Annotated in this window: 13 protein-coding genes; 4 read left to right on the forward strand and 9 right to left on the reverse strand. The window is 72.0% G+C overall.

Annotated features, from left to right (window positions below; all coding sequences use genetic code 11):
• Nucleotide 1: 1 nt before the first annotated feature.
• The 4 genes from STRTUCAR8_RS47455 to STRTUCAR8_RS47470 form a co-directional block, all read right to left on the reverse strand.
• Nucleotides 2–1702, reverse strand: a complete 1701-nt coding sequence (locus tag STRTUCAR8_RS47455) for an amidohydrolase (RefSeq protein WP_006383690.1) — start codon at nucleotides 1700–1702, stop codon at nucleotides 2–4.
• A 103-nt stretch (nucleotides 1703–1805) separates the two neighbouring features.
• Nucleotides 1806–2786: an ABC transporter permease gene (locus STRTUCAR8_RS47460; RefSeq protein WP_006383693.1), complete on the reverse strand. Its 981-nt coding sequence runs from the start codon at nucleotides 2784–2786 to the stop codon at nucleotides 1806–1808.
• Nucleotides 2783–4483 carry a sugar ABC transporter ATP-binding protein gene (locus STRTUCAR8_RS47465; RefSeq protein WP_006383697.1) on the reverse strand — a complete coding sequence of 567 codons (1701 nt, stop codon included), beginning with the start codon at nucleotides 4481–4483 and terminating at the stop codon, nucleotides 2783–2785. The genes STRTUCAR8_RS47460 and STRTUCAR8_RS47465 overlap by 4 nt, the downstream gene beginning before the upstream one ends.
• Nucleotides 4484–4492: 9 nt before the next feature.
• The gene (locus STRTUCAR8_RS47470; protein ID WP_006383685.1) at nucleotides 4493–5527 is read right to left on the reverse strand and encodes a sugar ABC transporter substrate-binding protein; all 1035 of its coding nucleotides are present in this window, start codon (nucleotides 5525–5527) and stop codon (nucleotides 4493–4495) included.
• A 334-nt stretch (nucleotides 5528–5861) separates the two neighbouring features.
• Here STRTUCAR8_RS47470 and STRTUCAR8_RS47475 point away from each other — a divergent pair, with 334 nt between their 5' ends.
• Both STRTUCAR8_RS47475 and STRTUCAR8_RS47480 read left to right on the forward strand, forming a co-directional pair.
• Entirely contained in the window at nucleotides 5862–6890 is a 1029-nt protein-coding gene (locus tag STRTUCAR8_RS47475) for a LuxR C-terminal-related transcriptional regulator (protein WP_006383681.1), read from the forward strand.
• 149 nt (nucleotides 6891–7039) lie between these two features.
• The gene (locus tag STRTUCAR8_RS47480; protein WP_006383699.1) at nucleotides 7040–7768 is read left to right on the forward strand and encodes a peptidoglycan-binding domain-containing protein; all 729 of its coding nucleotides are present in this window, start codon (nucleotides 7040–7042) and stop codon (nucleotides 7766–7768) included.
• Between the two features lie 28 nt (nucleotides 7769–7796).
• On the opposite strand, the gene STRTUCAR8_RS47485 is transcribed toward STRTUCAR8_RS47480, so the two are convergent.
• From STRTUCAR8_RS47485 to STRTUCAR8_RS47505, 5 genes are all read right to left on the reverse strand, one after another.
• The gene (locus tag STRTUCAR8_RS47485; protein WP_179200586.1) at nucleotides 7797–8186 is read right to left on the reverse strand and encodes a hypothetical protein; all 390 of its coding nucleotides are present in this window, start codon (nucleotides 8184–8186) and stop codon (nucleotides 7797–7799) included.
• 304 nt (nucleotides 8187–8490) lie between these two features.
• Nucleotides 8491–9414, reverse strand: a complete 924-nt coding sequence (locus tag STRTUCAR8_RS47490; protein ID WP_044474129.1) for a MurR/RpiR family transcriptional regulator — start codon at nucleotides 9412–9414, stop codon at nucleotides 8491–8493.
• A 47-nt stretch (nucleotides 9415–9461) separates the two neighbouring features.
• Complete coding sequence (locus tag STRTUCAR8_RS47495) at nucleotides 9462–11228, reverse strand: ArnT family glycosyltransferase (protein WP_044474130.1); 1767 nt, start codon at nucleotides 11226–11228, stop codon at nucleotides 9462–9464.
• A 98-nt stretch (nucleotides 11229–11326) separates the two neighbouring features.
• A complete protein-coding gene (locus tag STRTUCAR8_RS47500) occupies nucleotides 11327–13267 on the reverse strand; it encodes a phosphatase PAP2 family protein (protein WP_006383680.1) in 1941 nt (646 codons plus the stop codon).
• 215 nt (nucleotides 13268–13482) lie between these two features.
• Complete coding sequence (locus STRTUCAR8_RS47505) at nucleotides 13483–14391, reverse strand: N-acetylglucosamine kinase (RefSeq protein ID WP_006383675.1); 909 nt, start codon at nucleotides 14389–14391, stop codon at nucleotides 13483–13485.
• Between the two features lie 350 nt (nucleotides 14392–14741).
• On the opposite strand from STRTUCAR8_RS47505, the gene STRTUCAR8_RS47510 reads away from it, so the two are divergent.
• Nucleotides 14742–15872 carry an ROK family transcriptional regulator gene (locus STRTUCAR8_RS47510; RefSeq protein WP_100247813.1) on the forward strand — a complete coding sequence of 377 codons (1131 nt, stop codon included), beginning with the start codon at nucleotides 14742–14744 and terminating at the stop codon, nucleotides 15870–15872.
• Between the two features lie 277 nt (nucleotides 15873–16149).
• On the forward strand, nucleotides 16150–17472 hold the full coding sequence (locus STRTUCAR8_RS47515; protein ID WP_044474131.1) for an extracellular solute-binding protein: 1323 nt from the start codon (nucleotides 16150–16152) through the stop codon (nucleotides 17470–17472).
• Nucleotides 17473–17475: the final 3 nt, after the last annotated feature.

A 17475-nucleotide genomic window follows, 5' to 3' on the forward strand; every position in this document is an offset into this window, starting at 1 on the left:
CTCAGCCCCGTTCGAAGACCACCCGCCCGTCGAACACCGTGAGGTCCACCTCGACCCCGGTGATGTCGTGCGGGTCGAGACCGAGCAGGGGGCGGTCCAGGACGCACAGGTCCGCGACCGAGCCCGGTTCGATGGTGCCCTTCCAGTCGTCCGCGAAGTCCTGCCAGGCCGGGGTGGCCGTGTAGGCGCGCAGTGCCTCGGCGAGTGTCACGCACTGCTCGGGGCCGCTGGGCCTGCCGCTGGCCTTCGACTCGCGCAGCAGCATCGCGGCCACCCCCTGGCGCCAGTCCGGCCTGGTGATCGGCGCGTCGGAACTCGCGCACACCCGTACCCCGGCCTGGATCGCCGACCGCACCGGCCACTGGTACGCCGACCGTACGGGTCCCACGACCTCGTCCATCAGGTCGGAGATGGTCCACTTGATGGCGGGGTTCATGTTGACCCCGTATTCGTGCGCCGCCAGTTTCGCCAGGCTGTCGGGGCCGATGAAGTCGCCGTGGATGACGTAGTGCCGGGCGTCGGCGCGGGGCGCGGCGGTCTCGGCGGCAAGAAACGCGTCGACGACGGTGTCGATCGCCCGGTCGCCCGTGACATGCACGCCGAGCTGGAAACCGGCCTCGTGCGCGACCCGGATCATCTCCCGCAACTCGTCCACCTGCAGCGCGGGCGTGGCCCCGTGTACGCACAGCGCGCCGTGACCGCCCTCGGGATACGGGTCGTTCATCCAGGCCGTACGGTTCGGCGGCACCCCGTCGGCGAAGATCTTGACGCCGATGGCGTTGAGGAGCCGGGGGTCGGCCGACTCCGGCCGGCGCAGCTCGGCGAGACCCTTGCGTACGTCGTCGGCGGAGCCGCCCATCGGCGCGGGCAGCAGCAGCACGCTGATCCGGGCGTCCAGTTCACCTTCCGCGGCCAGTTCGGCGTACGCCGTCCAGTTGTCGGTGCTCAGCCCGCCGAAGAAGGTCCCGGCACCGCCCGGCCCGAGACCGGGCTCGGTGTAACTGGTGATCCCACGCGAGTGCAGTTCGCGGACGACCCCCTGGATGGCCCGGCGTCGCTCGGCGACGGTGGGGGAGGGGAGGCCGGCCTGCACGAGCCCTTGGGCTGCCTCGCGCAGGATGCCGGTGGGCTGCCCGTCCGCGCCGAGGTCGATGACGCCGCCGCCCGGCGCCGTACTGTCCGCGTCGATCCCGCACGCACGCAGCGCCGCGGTGTTGAGCCACGCCATGTGGGAGGAGAAGTCGGTCAGACAGACCGGGTGGTCCGGCGCGACCGCGTCCAGGTCTCCGCGGTGCGGGAGCCGCCGTGGGTCTTCCAGGCACTCCGTCAGGTATCCGGGATCCCAGCCCAGACCGACCACCCACGCGCCGGGCGGCGCCTCCCCGACCGCCCGCCGCACGACCTCGGCGATGTCGGCGATCGAGCCGACGGAAGGATGGCCGACGTCGATGGCGAAGGGCGGCTTCGTCATTCCGTAGGCGGCCCCGTGCAGATGGGAGTCGTTGATGCCGGGCAGGACCGTACGTCCGTCGAGTTCGACGACGCGGGTGTCCGGGCCGGCGAGGGCGCGTACCTCGGCGTCGGTCCCGACGGCGACGATGTCCCGGCCGCGCACGGCGACGCCTTCCGCCACGGTGAAGTCGCCGTCGACGGTGAGCACCTGACCGCCGGTCAGGATCAGGGTGGGAGAGCTGTCGCTCACGCGGAAACCTCTTTCATGGAGTTCACGGTGTTGATGGAGCCGGCAGCCCTGCTGGTGTTGACCGGGTTCACAACCGAAAGGTCGACACATCGGCCACAGCGGTTCACCGGGCCGACCGGGGTGCGAAGTGGGCGAGCGCGGCCCCCGCCACCAGAGCGGTCCCCTGTGCCATCTGCTGCCAGAAGGTGGGCACGTCGAGCAGTGTCAGCCCGTTCTGCAGGCTGCCGAGGAACAGCACGCCGAGCAGTACTCCCAGGACCGACCCCGAACCACCGCTCAGTGCGACCCCGCCCAGCAGTACCGCGGTCAGCACGGTCAGCTCGAACCCGGCCCCCGAGGTCCCGCCGACGGCGCTGTCCAGGACGGACGCCTTGATGGCTCCGGCGAGCGCGGCGGCCACGCCGGTGACGACGAAGAGCGCGAAAGGCGTACGCCGGACGCTGATGCCGGACAGATACGCGGCCTCCCGGTTGACGCCGATCGCGAAGACGTGGCGCCCGGCCGGCGTGAGCGCCAGGAACAGGGCGCCCGCGACCAGCACGGCCACCGCGATGACGACCGGCGCCGCGATCCCCGCGATCCGCGACCCGCCGAGCCACGCGAACCCGGCGCCGAACCCGCTGAGCGGCAACGGGAAGAGCTGCTGCGCCAGTCCGCGTACGGCGGTGAGCATGCCCAGCGTCACGATGAACGCCGACAGGCCGAAGTAGCAGCACAGCACGCCGTTCACGGCACCGACCGCGGCCCCGGCGGCCAGTCCGCCCAGCACGGCGACCACCGGCGACTGCCCCTGGCCGGCCAGCCAGCCGGCGACCAGCCCGCCGAGGGCGAGCGTCGAACCGACGGACAGATCGAGATACCCGCTGATCACCAGCAGCGCGAGCGGCACGGCGACGATGGCGAGGGTGGCCGCGTCGGTGGCGATCCCGCGCAGATTGGCCGGGTCGAGGAAACTTCCCGTGGACACCTGGAACACCAGCACCATCACGGCCAGCACCAGGATCAGCGGATGCCGTCGCACGGTGCCGAGACCGCCGACGGCGAGGGCGCGCGGGCGCACGAGGACGGAGTCGGCGGTGGTCATACTTCTCCTTCGGCGGGGGCGGACCGCTGGTGTGCGGGTGCGGGTGCGGCATCCGAGTCGCCTGAGTTGTGCGAGTTCTCCGAGTGCACCGGCGGATCGGCGGAGGCGTCGTGCACGGCCGACAGCAGGGCCTCCTCGGTGAGTTCGGCTCCGGACAGTTCACCGACGACCCGGCCTCCGGCGACGACGAGGCAGCGGTCGGCGAGCGCGACGATCTCCTCCGGGTCGCTGGACGCGAACAGCACGGCCGTGCCCCGGTCGGCGCCGAGCGAGCGCACGACCTGGTAGATCTCCTGCCGGGCCCCCACGTCGACGCCCTGGGTCGGTTCGTCGAGGAGCAGCACGCGCACGTCGTGGGAATCGTTGATCCAGCGGCCGAGGACCAGCTTCTGCTGGTTGCCGCCGGAGAACGAGGCCGCGGGCAACCGGGGCCGCACCGGGCGCAGGCCCACCGCCCCGGCCACCGCGTCGAACAGCCGCCGCTCGGCGCCGAGTGCCCGTACGCCGTACCGGGCAAGGGGGCGGACCGCCGGAAGCAGCGCGTTGTCCCGGGCACTCAGGGCCGGGAACAGCCCCTGTCTGCGCCGGTCCGCCGGTACGAGGGCGATGCCGGCGGCCAGCGCGTCGCCGGGCCGGACGGCCCTGACGGTACGGTCACCGACCCGCACGGTGCCGCCGGACGCGCGGCGCCTGCCGTACAGGGTCTCCAGGATGCGCGTACGGCCGGAACCGATGAGCCCGTACAGGCCGACGCGTTCACCGCTGCCCACGGTGAGGGTGACGGGTCCGAAGCCGGGGCCGCGCAGGCCCTCCAGCACCAGGCCTCCGTCGGGGAAGCCCACACCCCGCGCCACTGGAGAGGCGGGGGAGTTGGTGGCGCGGGGTGTGGTGTCGGTGGCGGTATCAGTGCCGGTATGGGTATCGGGGCCGGGAGACTCGGTGCCCGTCGGCCGGTCCCCGCCCGGTGCGGCCGCCGGTCGTCCGGCGATGGCGGCGACCAGTTCCCGTCGGCGCCGTCCGGCGCCCACCGCGTGATGGGCGACCCGGCCGTCCCGCAGGACGGTGACCGCGTCCGCGAGCCGTTCGACCTCCGCCAGCAGATGGGTGACGTAGACGATGGCCAGTCCCTGGGCGCGCAGATCCTCGACCCGTTCGGCGAGGGCGTCGCTCTCGGCGGCGGACAGGGCGGCGGTCGGTTCGTCCAGGACCAGGACCGAGGCGCTGCGGCTGAGCGCCTTGGCGATCTCCACCAACTGGCGCTGCCCCATGGAGAGTTCGCCGACCCGGTCGCGTGGCGAGCAGGTCGCCGCCACGCGTTCCAGAAGTCCGGCGGCGACCTCGTCCTGGGCGCGGCGGTCGATCCGGCCGTACCGGGTCCACTCCTGGCCGAGAAAGATGTTCTCGGCGACGGTGAGCGCGTCGACCACGCTCAGCGTCTGGAAGATGATCGCCACCCCCGCCGCGATCGACTCGCGCGGGCTCAGCCGCTCGTACGCCCGTCCGCCGACCTCGATGGTGCCCGCGTCCGGCGGGAACGCGCCGCCGAGGCACTTGATGAGGGTGGACTTGCCGGCGCCGTTGTGGCCGAGCAAGGCGTGGACCTGTCCCATCGGCACGGTCAGGTCCACGCCGTCCAGGGCCCGGACCCCGCCGAAGGACTTGGTCAGTCCGCGGATCCGGAGACTCGGCTCGGTCATGACGTTCCCCTAGCCGTTCTGGGCGAGCAGGGCGTCGATCTTCGCCGTGTCCCGGGGGCCGACGAGTGCGATCGGCACCTCCACACCGGGGTCGGCCTTGCCCGCGGCGACCGCGAGCGGGACGTCGACGATGGCGTTCGCGATGTCCTGTGGGGCGAGGGCGGCGGAGGCGCGGTAGAAGGTGCCCTGTTTGATCGCGAGGAGCGAGGGCGCCGCTCCGTCCTGCCCGCCGACGAACGTCTTCGCGTCGTCCTTCGCCCGCCCGGTCTGCTCCAGCGCCTTGTAGCCGCCGTACGCCGCCGCGTCCGTGACCCCGAGGACCAGATTGAGGTCGGGATGCTTGGCCAGGATGGCCTTCGTCCTGCTCAGGCCGGTGTCGGGGTCGATGGCCTGCTCCTGGGCGACCACGTCGACGCCGGGCGCCAGCTTGGTGAAGGCGTCGACCATGCCCTTGGTGCGTTCGCGGCCCAGTTCGATCGTACTGTCGGTGAGGAAGGCGATCTTGCCCTTGCCGCCGAGGTTCTCCAGCGCCCACCTGGCCGCCGCCTCGCCGAGCAGCGTGCCGCCCTCCCGGAAGCTGAACCGGATGTCGGCGCTCTGGTGTTCCAGCGTGCCGCCGTACGTCACCCAGATCAGGCCCGCGTCCAGCGCGGCCTTGGCCATCGGCTCGGCGGCCTCGAACACCATCGGGAACGACACGATCGCGGGCGTCTTGCGGGCGACCCACGTGGTGAGGTTGGTCGCCTGGGTGTCGGCGCTGCTGCCGTCGCTCGTCGTCAGCAGGGAGACTCCGTGCTTCTTCGCGGCGGCGGTGGAAAGCTTCACCAGCGTTGCGTATAGCGGGAGTTGGGTGAACGGGTAGTCCAGGCCGATCTTCGTCAGGGGCTCACCGGACCCCTTGCCGTCGGCGGCCTTCTGCCCTGACGACGCCGTGTCGCCGCCGGGCGCCGAACAGCCGGCGGCGGCGAGGGCGAGGGCCGCGCCGGACCAGGCGAGGAACTGTCTGCGCGAGGCCGCGGAGCCGGCGAACGGGGATGAGGTCATGGCGGTGCTCTCCCAGGGGATGTGCCCGTCGGGGACGGGCTGCGAGGGGTGTGGCGCGAGGTTCGTGACGCCGCCGGTCGGGAGGACAGGCTGTGCCGAACAGAAAAGCCCCCGCCGGCCCGCCGCACCATCCGTACAAATACCGACCCTGTCCCGAGCCCACTCTCCGGCCCTCATCCCGAGCGGGCCCGGCCCGTGATCCATCCCTTGGTGCGCCGGAACCGATCCGGTCACGTCCGGGTGAACGTCTTGTCCGGCAGGGGGTGCGGCCCTAGCGTTAGGGGCCAAACGACTTCGCTGCTGGATGACTCCCGGGCAGCTCCCGGAGGCGCGCATGCTCAGCCACCACCAGATCGCGGCGGCCACCCGCATCGGCATGCTCACGCGCGAGCGCGACACCGTGACGGCGTGCTCCCAGGCCCTGGACGAACTCCGCCGCGCCCTGCCCCTCGACATGGCGACCCTGCTGACCATCGACCCGCTGACCGGCGAGCACGTTCAGCTCGCCGGCATCGGCTACACCGCGGAGGTGTCGCAGGCGCTGGCCGCCGAGTTCGTCGACACCCCCTGGTACCGCAACGTCGTCCGCCAGGACATGCCGCCCTCCATCTCCGAGGACGCCGACGACCCCGGGCAGCGTTTCCGGCACGGCTGGTTCTACGCCGACCGGGTCCGCCCGGCGGGACTGCGCGACGCCATGACCGGAGCGCTCCGGCACGACGGGCGTCTCGTCGGCCTCATCACCCTCTCCACCCGCGACGCGGACGCCTACGACACCGAGGCCCGTCACCTCCTCGCCTCCGTCATCCCCGCGCTCGGCGCCCTCGCCGACCCGACGGCCCACACCGGCGACCTGCACGGACTGCCGGCCGAGGGCGCGGCGAGCCTCGTCGCCGAGGGCGGGAGCGTCGATCTGCCGGGACGGGAGCGTGCCCGGGTGGCGGCGGACGAGGAGTTCCGCCCCCTGCTGCGCGCCTTCGCCCGGACAGGCGGCCGGCGGCTGCGGCTGCTGTGGCCGCTCGACGGCACCTGGTACCGCGTCTCCCTGTACCGGCACACCACGACCCCGGGTCCGGCGGGCCCGGCGGAGGCGGTGCTGGTCCACGAGACGCCGACCGAACTGCCGTACGGGCTCAGCCCGCGCGAGCTGGAGGTGCTCACGCGTGCCGCCACCGGGCAGACCAACCAGGCCATCGCGCAGGCGCTGTTCCTGTCCCCGCGGACCGTGCACAGCCACATCGAGCATCTGCTCCGCAAGACCGGCGCCGCCTCCCGCGCCGAGGCCACCGCCCTCGCGGTGCGCGACGGCCTGTTGCGCCCCACCCCGGACCACCTCGACCACTTCGTCGAGCGCGGCGCCTGAGCCGAGGCGGCGACGGACACCCGCACTTACCCCGACCTCGGCCCCGCCGCACTGAACCCGGCGGCTTCTGACCGCGTATCACTTCACGGAGCCGACGGCATCGCCGTACGCGGCCCGTGTGGAGTCCGTACGCAGGGAAGGGGTGCAGAGTGTCGACACCGCCCGCACCGGGCCGGCCGGAAGGCCGCCGGCCCCTGGAGCCGACGCGCGTGGTGCGCCGCCGCCGTACCGAGGCGCTGGCGCAGCTCATGCGAGAGCACGAAGAGGCGATGGCCGGAATTCCGGAGGGCTACGAGGCCGTCCCGCTGCCCCGGCCCGCGCCCGACGTGGAGGAGGCGACGGAGCAGCTGCCCCCGGTCGCCCACCGCGGACGCGCCGAACGGAGGGAGCAGCGGGGACGGAGGGGCCAGGCCCGGCAGGCGGGTAAGCGGGCTCAGCGGGAACGGGCCGGCTTCGGGTTCGGGCCGAACCTGCGCCGGGCCGCCGTCGCGGTCGCCGTCAGCGCGGCGGCGCTGGTCGGCTTCGGTTCGGCCCTGCTGCTCCCGGGCAGCGCCGAGGGTGAGGAGGTCGGCCCGGCACCTTCGGCCACCCCGAGCGTCACGGCCTCGGCCCCCGTCGAGTCGGCGCCCGCCGCGGCGGACCCGGACGGCGCGGGCACCCTCCGCGAGGGGGACAGCGGTCCCGAGGTGACCGACCTCCAGGAACGTCTGCTGCGCATCCCGGACGTCTACACGCACGGTGCCACCAGCGGGAGTTACGACACCGGCCTCACCGAGGCCGTGGCCCGCTTCCAGCTCTGGTACGGCATCCGCGGCGACGAGACGGGCGTCTACGGGAACGACACCCGCAAGGACCTGGAGTCCCGTACGGGGTCCTGATGCCCTCAGAGGCCGACAGGCGGGTGGCTCAGCGGGCCGCGTGGGTGTCGACCAGGGCCTGGGTGACGGCTCGGATGCTGCGGGCGATGTGCTGGAGCTGGAGCACCTCGGCGGCGTACATCTTGATCGTGTGCTCGATGACCGACTCGCTCAGCCCGAGGCCGGGCAGGTCGGCGCGGGCCGTCTGGAGGGCGGTGCGGGCGACCCGGATCTCGTGCTGGACCTGGATGTGCGCGTGCCGGGCCAGCAGCACGGGGTGGCGGATCAGCGTGGGGTAGCCCGCGTAGCGCGTCGGCACCAGCTCGCGCAGCCACTTGACCGCCGAGCGTTCCCAGTCGTAGCTCCCGGGGATCTTGACCTGACAGGGCCAGTCCGGACTGGTACGCGTGGTCATCGTGGACGTCATGGGCATGGTCATCGCTCCGGGAGTGCGGCGTCGACAGGGTGGTGCGACGGGATTCAGCGGCCCCGGCCTAGGGGATGGCCGGGGCCGCAACGGGCGTTCGCGCAGGCGGCACCCGTCCGGACACCCGAGGCGCCGACGCGGGTAGGAGACGGCGGCAGCGGGTGTGCAGGGCTTGGAACGTGTCCCGGAGTCCCACCGGGACGCGATCCGTGAGCAGTATTTATATATGCCGTCCGGTTTGCAAGAAGTATGAAAAAATTCATGCACAAAACGGGATGAACACCCATACGCCCGGACGAGGGAGCAGGCGGCAGATTCAGTCCCGGAGGAAGAAGTGATGCTGGTCGGCGCTCTGTTCGTACTCCTCCAGGCGCCCCTGGGTCCGCTCCGGATCGGCGTCCGTCATGGCCTGGAGCAGCGCGGCCGAGAGCACGGCGGGCCCGGCGTAGGAGTCGAACACCAGCCGGGATCCCGTGCCGGTGGCGAAGGCGACGTCGGCCTCGTCGGCGAGCGGGCCGAGGGCCAGGTCGGTGATCAGGGCCACCCGCAGCCCGGCCCGCCGGGCGACCTGCACCGCGGTGAGCGTCTCCTGCGCGTGCCGGGGCATCGAGAAGGCCAGCACCCAGGTGCCTCCGGCCCCCCGCGACTGCAGGAGCGCGTCGTAGGCGACACTGCCGCCCCGGGTCACCAGCCGGACGTCGGGGTGGATACGGCGGGCGGCGTAGGCGAAGTACTCGGCCAGCGATCCGGAGATGCGCAGACCGAGCACGGTGAGCGGAGTCGAGCGGGACAGGTGCCGGCCGACCTCGATCACGCGGTCGGGGTCGGCGAAGTCCCGCCGCAGGTTCTCCAGGTTCGCGATCTCGGCGTCCACGGCGGCCTGGAGCTCGTTGCTCCGGTTCTCCTCCGTGGTGCCCGGCGCGCTCGCGAGGGTGCTGAGCGCGATGGCCTGGAGCCTCTCGCGCAGTGCGGGGTAACCGCTGAAGCCGACGGCCGCCGCGAACCGGGTCACGGACGGCTGGCTCACTCCCACGCGGTCCGCCAGATCGGTGATCGACAGGAACGCGGCCTCGGTGATGTGCTCGATCAGGTACTGCGCGATGCGCCGCTGGCCGGGGGAGAGCCGGGGCCCGTCGAACAGGTCCCGCAGCCGGGAGGTCGGGGCCGCTTCGGCCTCGGGGGCCGTCTTCCCCGAGGTGATCGCGGACGCCTGGGCGCGTGCCTGCTGCGGCGATGGCACCGATGTGCCTCGTTCGTCTCCCACAGCGACTCAACATAGCTCACCGTTCACCGGCGGAAGATCGTGATGGAGTGGCCCACCTCGTCGACCTCGTGGCTGCTGTGGATCAGCCGGGCCAGTGGCCCCCGCGCCTTGGCGACCGACGAGTCCGACACCACCAGCAGCCCGCGCACCTTCCGTTCGGGCTGCTTGCGCGGATCGGAGGCGTGGATCCCGTAGAAGGCCGGCACCCCGCTGCCCTTGTAGACCAGCCAGACCCGCTGGCCCGCGTACCGGTCCCGCAGCCGGTCCGCGAGGCGCCCGAGATCCTGGCCCCAGTCGACGTTGGAGTCGTGCAGCCGCTCGTGCGTCTTCGCCGTTCCCCCGAACGCCTCGTTGGAGTACGGCAGATAGAACGGGAACGTGCGCAGCGAACTGACCGCCACGAACGCCAGCAGCCCCGCCACCGCGACCGGCATCCACCGCCGCCGCAGCGTCAGCACACCGACCGCCGCCACCGCCCCGAACATCGGCACGAAGATGGCGTACCGCACCCCGAAGTTCCGCTCCCCGTCCATGGCCGCGGCCAGCAGCACGGCCGTGGGAAGCAACAAGTAGGGGGCGACAGATCGTAGTTGACGGACCGTCAAAAATGCCGCCGTGCCCGCCGCCCACAGCGCCAGCATGCCGAGCGGCGTCTTCACCAGGAGCGCGGCCGGCAGGTAGTACCAGAGGGAACCCTCGTAGTGCCGCCCGAAGAGGAAGCCCTCCCAGTGGGCGTTCTCCAGGCCGAACTGCATGCGCATCCCGTCGCGGTAGGCCTCCGGGAGGGGCAGCAGACCGGTCAGTCGCCCCCGCAGTCCGTGCACGGCCGGGACCTCGCCGGAGACCGGCGCCCAGTGCAACAGGGGATCGACGGCGAGATACGACGCCCATACGACGGCCACCGCGACCAGGGCCACCACGGCCGCGCCCGCACCGGACCGCGCGAGCAGCTTCAGCCGTGCTCCCGGGACCGCTGTGCGCCGGGCGCGCCACACCGACAGGCCGGCCAGCAGGAGCAGCACGGGGACGGCGGCGAGGGTGTTCATCTTGGTGGCCACGGCCGCCCCGAGAGCCGCTCCGGCGAGCGGGAGATACGGGCCGGGCCGTCGGCGCGCCCGCCACAGCAGCCACACCGACGTCAGGACGAACCCGGCCGCCGGTACGTCGAGGGTGGCCAGCGAACCGTGCGCGACGACGTCCGGCGAGAACGTGTACAGGGTGAGCGCCACCAACCCGCCCACCGCACCGGCGAGTTCACGGCCGAAGGCGAACACCACCAGCCCGAGGAGCAGCGTCAGCGCGATCACCGGCAGCCGCGCCCACAGCATCAGCCGCCAGGGGTCGTTGCCGGACTCGTAGAGCAGATGGCGGCCCACGTGGCCCTGGTCGCCGGCGTAGTCCGGGTCGAAGTGCGGGTCGGCGGCGGCCACCCCGGCGGCGATGAGCAGCTTGCCCAGCGGCGGGTGCTCGGGGTTGAGGCGCAGGCTGTGCTCGTGGAGGTAGACGGCCGCCGTGCCGACGTACACGGGCTCGTCGATGGTGGGCGTCTGTTCCACCGCCGTGGTGACCATCGCCACGGCCATCTGGAGGAGCAGGACGGCGACGGCGAGCGCAACCAGCAGGCGGCGGTGATGTCTCAGCCGGGCGAGGAGCCGCGCACGTCCGGTCGGGGCCGTCGGCGCGGCGACAGCGGCACCGGGAAGCACATCCTCCGGAGCCTCGCAGCCGGGCGGGCTTCCGGCGTCGGGGGAAGTCCCGGGGTCGAGAACCGGGTGCCGGTCGCGCGTCATCGTCCGCCCCGCGGCGACGCCGACCGCGCGGGGGCGGGAGTGATCCGGAGCCGGGCCATGGCCCTACTCTCGCATCAGCTCCCGCCCCGCGGCGTGCGCTACCGCTTCAGAAGCCGTACCGACAGACCCTTCGCCGTGTAGACGGGTACGGCGCGGATCTTGTCCGAGTTCACCACGACACGGTCGAAGTGGCCACGGAGCGCCGCGCCGCCGATGACGGGGACGACGCTGCCCACGGCAGGCGGGTTCTTGGCGTCGAGGGTCAGCGACAGCACGCTGCCCTTCTCCAGGAGTACGCGCCGGCCCACCGTCACGACCTCCTTGTGACGGTCCTTGCGCAGCGTGACCGCCAGCGTTCCCGACTGCTGGGAGTACGTGCCGTGCAGCTGCACCGGCTCGGTCACCCGCAGCGTGCCGCCCTGTACCCGGACATCGCCGTGGCCCAGCGCGTGGGACGAGGCGGAGACCAGCACCCCGGCCTTGAGGTCCGTGCCGCCCGTGTAGCTGTTCTGCCCGGTCAGCGTCAGCGTGCCGGTACCGGTCTTGGTCAGCCCGCCCCGGCCGTCGATGTCGTTGCGCCAGGCGTCGGCCGCACCGAAGCCGTGCGCCGCCGCGTCGAGCTCGACCGTCACGTCGGACTCGAAGGAGCCGTATCCGTCCGCCGCGACGGCCAGGTTGAGCCGCCCCCACTGCTCGAAGCCGTCGAGCATGACGTAACCGGAGGGCAGCGCGGTCGTGCGCAGCACCGCCCGGCGCTGGTCCGCGCTCAGGTAGGGAAGGCGCGTCTCCAGCAGTACCTCGGCGCCCTTCGGGACGGTCAGCGGCGTCGAGCGGCCCTGCCGGGGAAGGACGTACGTCAGCTTGGGCGTGACCAGGGCGAGGTTCGCGGCCCGGTCGCGGTACTTGTCGTGGGCGTCGGAGTGCGCGTAGGCGAACAGCGTGTCGGCCGTCGTGCCTGTCCTGGCCTGGAAGTACTCGGCGGCCTGCTTGCGGGCGGCGGCCTTGAGCGCGGTGTTCTCCGGCTTGTACAGCACGGCGGCGGCCAGCGCGGTGGCCATGATCCGGCCGCCGATGACGTCGACGGTGGAGTGCATGCCGGACATGATCCGGGTGTGGCTCAGCTCGAAGGCACGGGTCACGATCTCCTGGAAGCGCTCCGGGACCGCGTACGCGTACGCCAGGGCCGCCAGGTGGAAGGCGTTGGTGTGGCCGCTGGGGAAACCGCCGTCCTCGGCCGGGACGTCGCTGCGCTGCCGCAGGAGCTGCGTCACGACGACGACGTCGGAGTCGTAGACCGGGAACCCGAGGGCGTCGGTCGTTCCGGTTTCGACGACCTCGCTGTTCTCGTTCATCCGCCACGGCCGCGGGTACTGGAAGCTGAACTTGGCGGGGTTGCTGGAGGTGAAGTCGCCGCGCACGGTGTCGACGAGCTTGGCCACCTGCCCGAGGTCCGAGTCGTACGAGCCGGCGCCCAGCGCGGATCCCGCGGGGGCGTCGGCGGGGACGGCGTCGTTGATCTTGGCGGCCGGGATGCCGTGGGGGGCGGAGGTGATCGAGGTGACCGCCTTGGCGCCCGAGCGGTACAGGTCGGCCAGCGGGCCGAGCCCGCCGATGATGGCGTAGCTCTGGTGCTGACGGTCGTAGACGAACGCCTCCCTCGCCTGCTCCTCCGTACGCCCGTGGGTGAGGCGTATGGAGTAACGCACGTTGGCGCGCAGTATCTCGGGCAGCAGCGGCGTGCCCGTGTTCCAGGCGTCGCCGGTCTTCCACACCTTGGCGAAGCCGCCGAGCGCGCGGATCACCGCGTTGGTCTCGGCCGTCGCGTTGGCCACGATGTTCGTGCTGTAGTCGTCGACGAACGCGAGAGGCGGCGCGGTGGCGGCCTTCGCGTCGGCCGCGGCCAGCCAGCTGACGGCGGTCGGCGCGGCGAGCAAGCCCGCCGACGCGCCGAGGGAGGTACGAAGGAACCCGCGTCTGTCGACGGTGAGTTCACGGCCACGGGCCGACGGGGTGGCGTGGTGCCCGGCTGCTGACGGCATGCGATGCCTCTCTTGAGTTCTCGGCCCTGCGGCCGGGTGACGACGAGCGGACGGCGGTGTCCCAGGTACGCATGGGGCACATGGGGTGTACGAGGTCTGTGTGTTGTGTGTTTCCGGAGGAGGAAGCGCACGGGGTGGGTCGTACGAGCGAAGATCTACGGCCAGGGCATGTACCGATGCCCATGGTTCGGCGACCGCGGGACGGCCGCGAACTGTCATACGAGTGAACGAGCCAGCTCCACGGCCCCTTCGACCGGCGGCACCCTCAACGGCTGTAGCCGGGCGCCGGGGACGAGTTGGGCAAGTGACGCCAACAGCGCGTCGTGCAGGGCTGGTTGAGCGAGCACAGTACCGCCCGCGAACACCACGTCGGCTACCGGGACACCACGCGAGGCGAGTAGGGCGACGAGCGCGGCGAGTGACCGGCCGCCCTCGGCTACGACCGTGGCGGCGAGCGACGAGCCCACCTCGGCGGCGGCGAAGACGGCCGGCGCGTGCCGGCCCCAGTCCGCGGACGGAGAAGTGGCGGCCTCCAGTGCCCCGCCGAGCGCGGGCACGTCGGGCACGTCGAACGCGGCGAGTAGGCCCTTGGCGAGTTCGTCGGGTTCCTCGCCCCGGTCGTGTGCCGCCCACACCGCGCGGGCGGCCTCGCGGACGAGACCGGCGGAGCCGCCCTCGTCGCCGAGGAGCGCGCCCCAGCCGCCGACCTGGACGAGGGTGCCGTCCTCGCGGCGGCCCACCGCGACGGAACCGGTGCCGGCGACCAGGCCGGCGCCCCGGTCCAGACCGGCGGCGGGAACGAGCAGTTCGGCGTCACCGACGACCGACGCGGGCGCGTCGAAGTGAGGATGCAGGGCGGCGCGGATCTCGGCGCACTGCCGGGGTGTCTCGCAGGCGTGTGCGCCCACGGCGACGGCGGACGGGCGCGCGCCCGCGGGCAGGGCATCGGTGACCAGCGCGGCCAGCCAGCCGGCGGCGGCCACGGGGTCGTGCGGACGCCAGCCGCTGCTGGGGCGGACGTGATCGGCGATCAGATCGTCCCCGGCGTAGGCGCGCAGGTGCGTCTTGGTGCCGCCCACGTCGATACCCACGACGAGCGGGCGCGGGAAGGGAGAGTCCTGCACGGATCCTCTTTCGTCGTTGCGCTGTGGCTGCGACGGTGGGCGAACCGTGCCGGGAGCAGGGAAAACCTGCAGTACGGAGGCTGTACGGAAGAGCTTGGGAAGACCTAGTGAAGCCCCGGGACGGGCCTCTGGGCGGACACGGCAGGCGAGTACCGTGACATTCGTTAGGAAGTTAACTAACGAAGTACAGTGCGTGTCAAGAGGTATCGCGCACTCGACCGAGATCGTGGCCCCAAGGGCCGGAACGAGGCGGAAATCCGCGATATCAAGGCATCCCGTCGCCGCATCCCACGACATCGAGCTACCGGGGAGCGCGGCCCTCGACCTGGGGGAGAACTGTGGAACACGAAGTGGCGAAGGCCCCCCGCCTGACCGAGAGCGCGAGCGCGGTGTTCGCCGTGCTGGCCGGGGCGGGCACGGCCACCCGGCCGCAGCTCGCGACTCTGGCGGGCCTGTCGAAGCCGACCGTGTCCTCCGCCGTGGCGGAGTTGGAGAACGCCCGGCTCGCCGCCCACTCCGGCATCGCCTCCGGCGGTACGGGCCGTTCCGCCGCCGTATACGGACTCGGCCCCGCGGCCGGCTCCGTACTCGCCGTCGACCTCGGCCCCGCCCTGACCAGGGTGCGTGGCTGCGCCCTGGACGGCACCCTGCTCGCCGAGGCCACCGGCTCCCGCGACGAGGCCGCCGACGTGGTGCGCGAAGCGCTGTGCGCGCTCCCCGCCGACGCGCCGCTGCGCACCATCGTGGTGGCCGTCGGTGACGTCACCGCGCGCGCCGAGGAGGGCACCGTGCGTCCGGCGACCGCCAAGGCGGGACCCGTCTTCGACGCGATGGCCGTGGCGCTGCCGCCCGGCGTGCCCGTCCACCTCGAGAACAACGTCAACTGCGCCGCGCTCGCCGAGCTGCACGAGGGCGCGGCGCGCGGCCGGCACACCTTCGGCTATCTGCGGATCGGTGTCGGTATCGGTCTCGGCATCGTCGTGGGCGGCCAGGTGCTCGCCGGTGCCAACGGCGCGGCCGGAGAGCTCGCCCGGCTGCCCTACCCCTGGGACGACGCCCTGGAGCCCCGCCGAGAGGCCCTGGAGGAGTACATCGGCGCCCGCTCCCTGCTGCGCCGGACCGCCGAGGTCTGGCCGGAATCCGACGTTTCATGTCCCCGTACCGCCGAACGCCTGTTCTCGCTGGCCGGACAGGGCAGCGCCGCCGCCCGCGCGATCGTCGACCGGCACGCGGTGGACGTGGGCCGGCTGGCCGCCGCCGTGACCGCCGTACTGGACCCCGGGCTGCTCGTCCTGAGCGGCAGCACCGGCGCGTTTCCGCAGCTCCTGCCCGGTGTGCGGGCCGAACTGGAGCGGTTGAGCTGGCCCACCGAGGTGGTCAGCAGCCAGGTCGGTGATCTCGGCACCGTCGTGGGGGCCGCCCGGCTCGCCGTCGCCCGAGGAGTCCAAACCGTGACCCAGGCGGCGCGGGCGAAGGATTGACGGGTTCGGACTCGGTCTGCCAATGTCCGGACAAGCGCTTTCTAAGTCGGCCGGGACGCCGACTTGGGGTGAGCCTCCCGCCCGTACTCGACGTACGGCAACCGCACGAGGGCGTGCCCGTGCGGTGACGGCCAGGACGGCCGGGGATCCCGCCCCGCGTGGACGACGCGGCCGGGCGAGGCCGCGCCCCCCGAAAGTGACTTTTCCTGCAAAATGCACCCGTGCCGCCTCAGTCGGCGCCGTGCTCCGTCTCCTACGACGAAACAAGGGATCGAAGATGACCACTGTGGGTGTACGGCGCTCTCGCCGACTCGGCCGTGGCGGCTTGCGCCGCGTGGCTCCCCTCGCCGCCGCTGCCACGGCAGGTGCCCTGCTGCTCTCCGCCTGTGGCGGGGGCGGCGACTCGGGCGGCAGCTCCAAGGCCCTGACGTTCTGGATCTCCACGGTTCCGGGGCAGGACGCGGGCTGGAAGAAGATGGTGGCGCAGTACAAGAAGGAGACGGGCGTCGACGTCAAGCTCGTCAACCTCCCGTACGACGGCTACACGACGAAGCTGCACAACGCCGCGCAGGCGAACTCCCTGCCCGACGTGGCGGCCGTGCCGGCGCTGGACCCGATCTGGTCGAGCAAGCTGCTCGACCTCAGCTCCATCGCCAACAAGAAGAGCAACAACATCAACGCCAACTTCCTGGCGAAGGACTCGTCCGGGAAGGTGCTGTCCATCCCCTCGGACGTCACCGCGTCCGGCATGTTCATCAACAAGTCGCTCTTCGAGAAGGCCGGCGTCTCCTTCCCGACCTCGCCCGACAAGACCTGGACCTGGACCGACTTCATCAAGGCGGCCAACGAGGTCCGCGAGAAGACCAAGGCCAAGTACTCCCTGACCTTCGACCAGTCGCCGTCCCGGCTTCGCGCCATGGTGTACGAGATGGGCGGCCAGTACGTCCACGCGGACGACTCCGGCAAGTTCTCGGTGGACGAGGCGACCAAGAAGGCCGTGAACACCTTCGTCGGATGGAACGACGACAAGACCATGCCGAAGTCGGTGTGGACCAGCGGCGCCGACCCGTCCGCCATGTTCCAGAGCGGTGACGTCGTCGCCTACTGGTCCGGCGTGTGGCAGGTTCCCGCCTTCGCGGAGAGCATCAAGAAGTTCGAGTGGGCGAGCGTCCCGACCCCCGCCCAGCCGGTGCAGGCCAGTGACGTCAACAGCGGCGGCATGACGGTGGGCTTCAACAACAACGGCGACGCGGCCACCGCCGCGACGAAGTTCCTGTCCTGGCTGTACGAGCCGGCCCACTACCAGGCGCTGTGCGAGGCGTCCGGGTTCCTGCCGGTCGAGAGCGGTCTGTCCCCGAAGTACCCCTTCAAGTCGGAGGCGGCGCAGGCGGCGTTCAAGCTGTACAACGAGTCGATCCCGCTCTACGCCCCGATCTCCGGCTACTTCAGCGGCGCCCAGACCAACTGGGTGCTGAAGGGCAAGAGCCTCACCGAGGACCCGACCAAGACGGAGCTCGGCAAGGCGATCAACGGCCAGCAGTCGGCCGACAAGGCCCTGGAGAACATCGTGGCCGGCTACAACCAGCAGGTCGGCGGCTGACCG

The sequence above is a fragment of the Streptomyces turgidiscabies Car8 genome, from assembly GCF_000331005.1.
GTDB lineage: Bacteria > Actinomycetota > Actinomycetes > Streptomycetales > Streptomycetaceae > Streptomyces > Streptomyces turgidiscabies.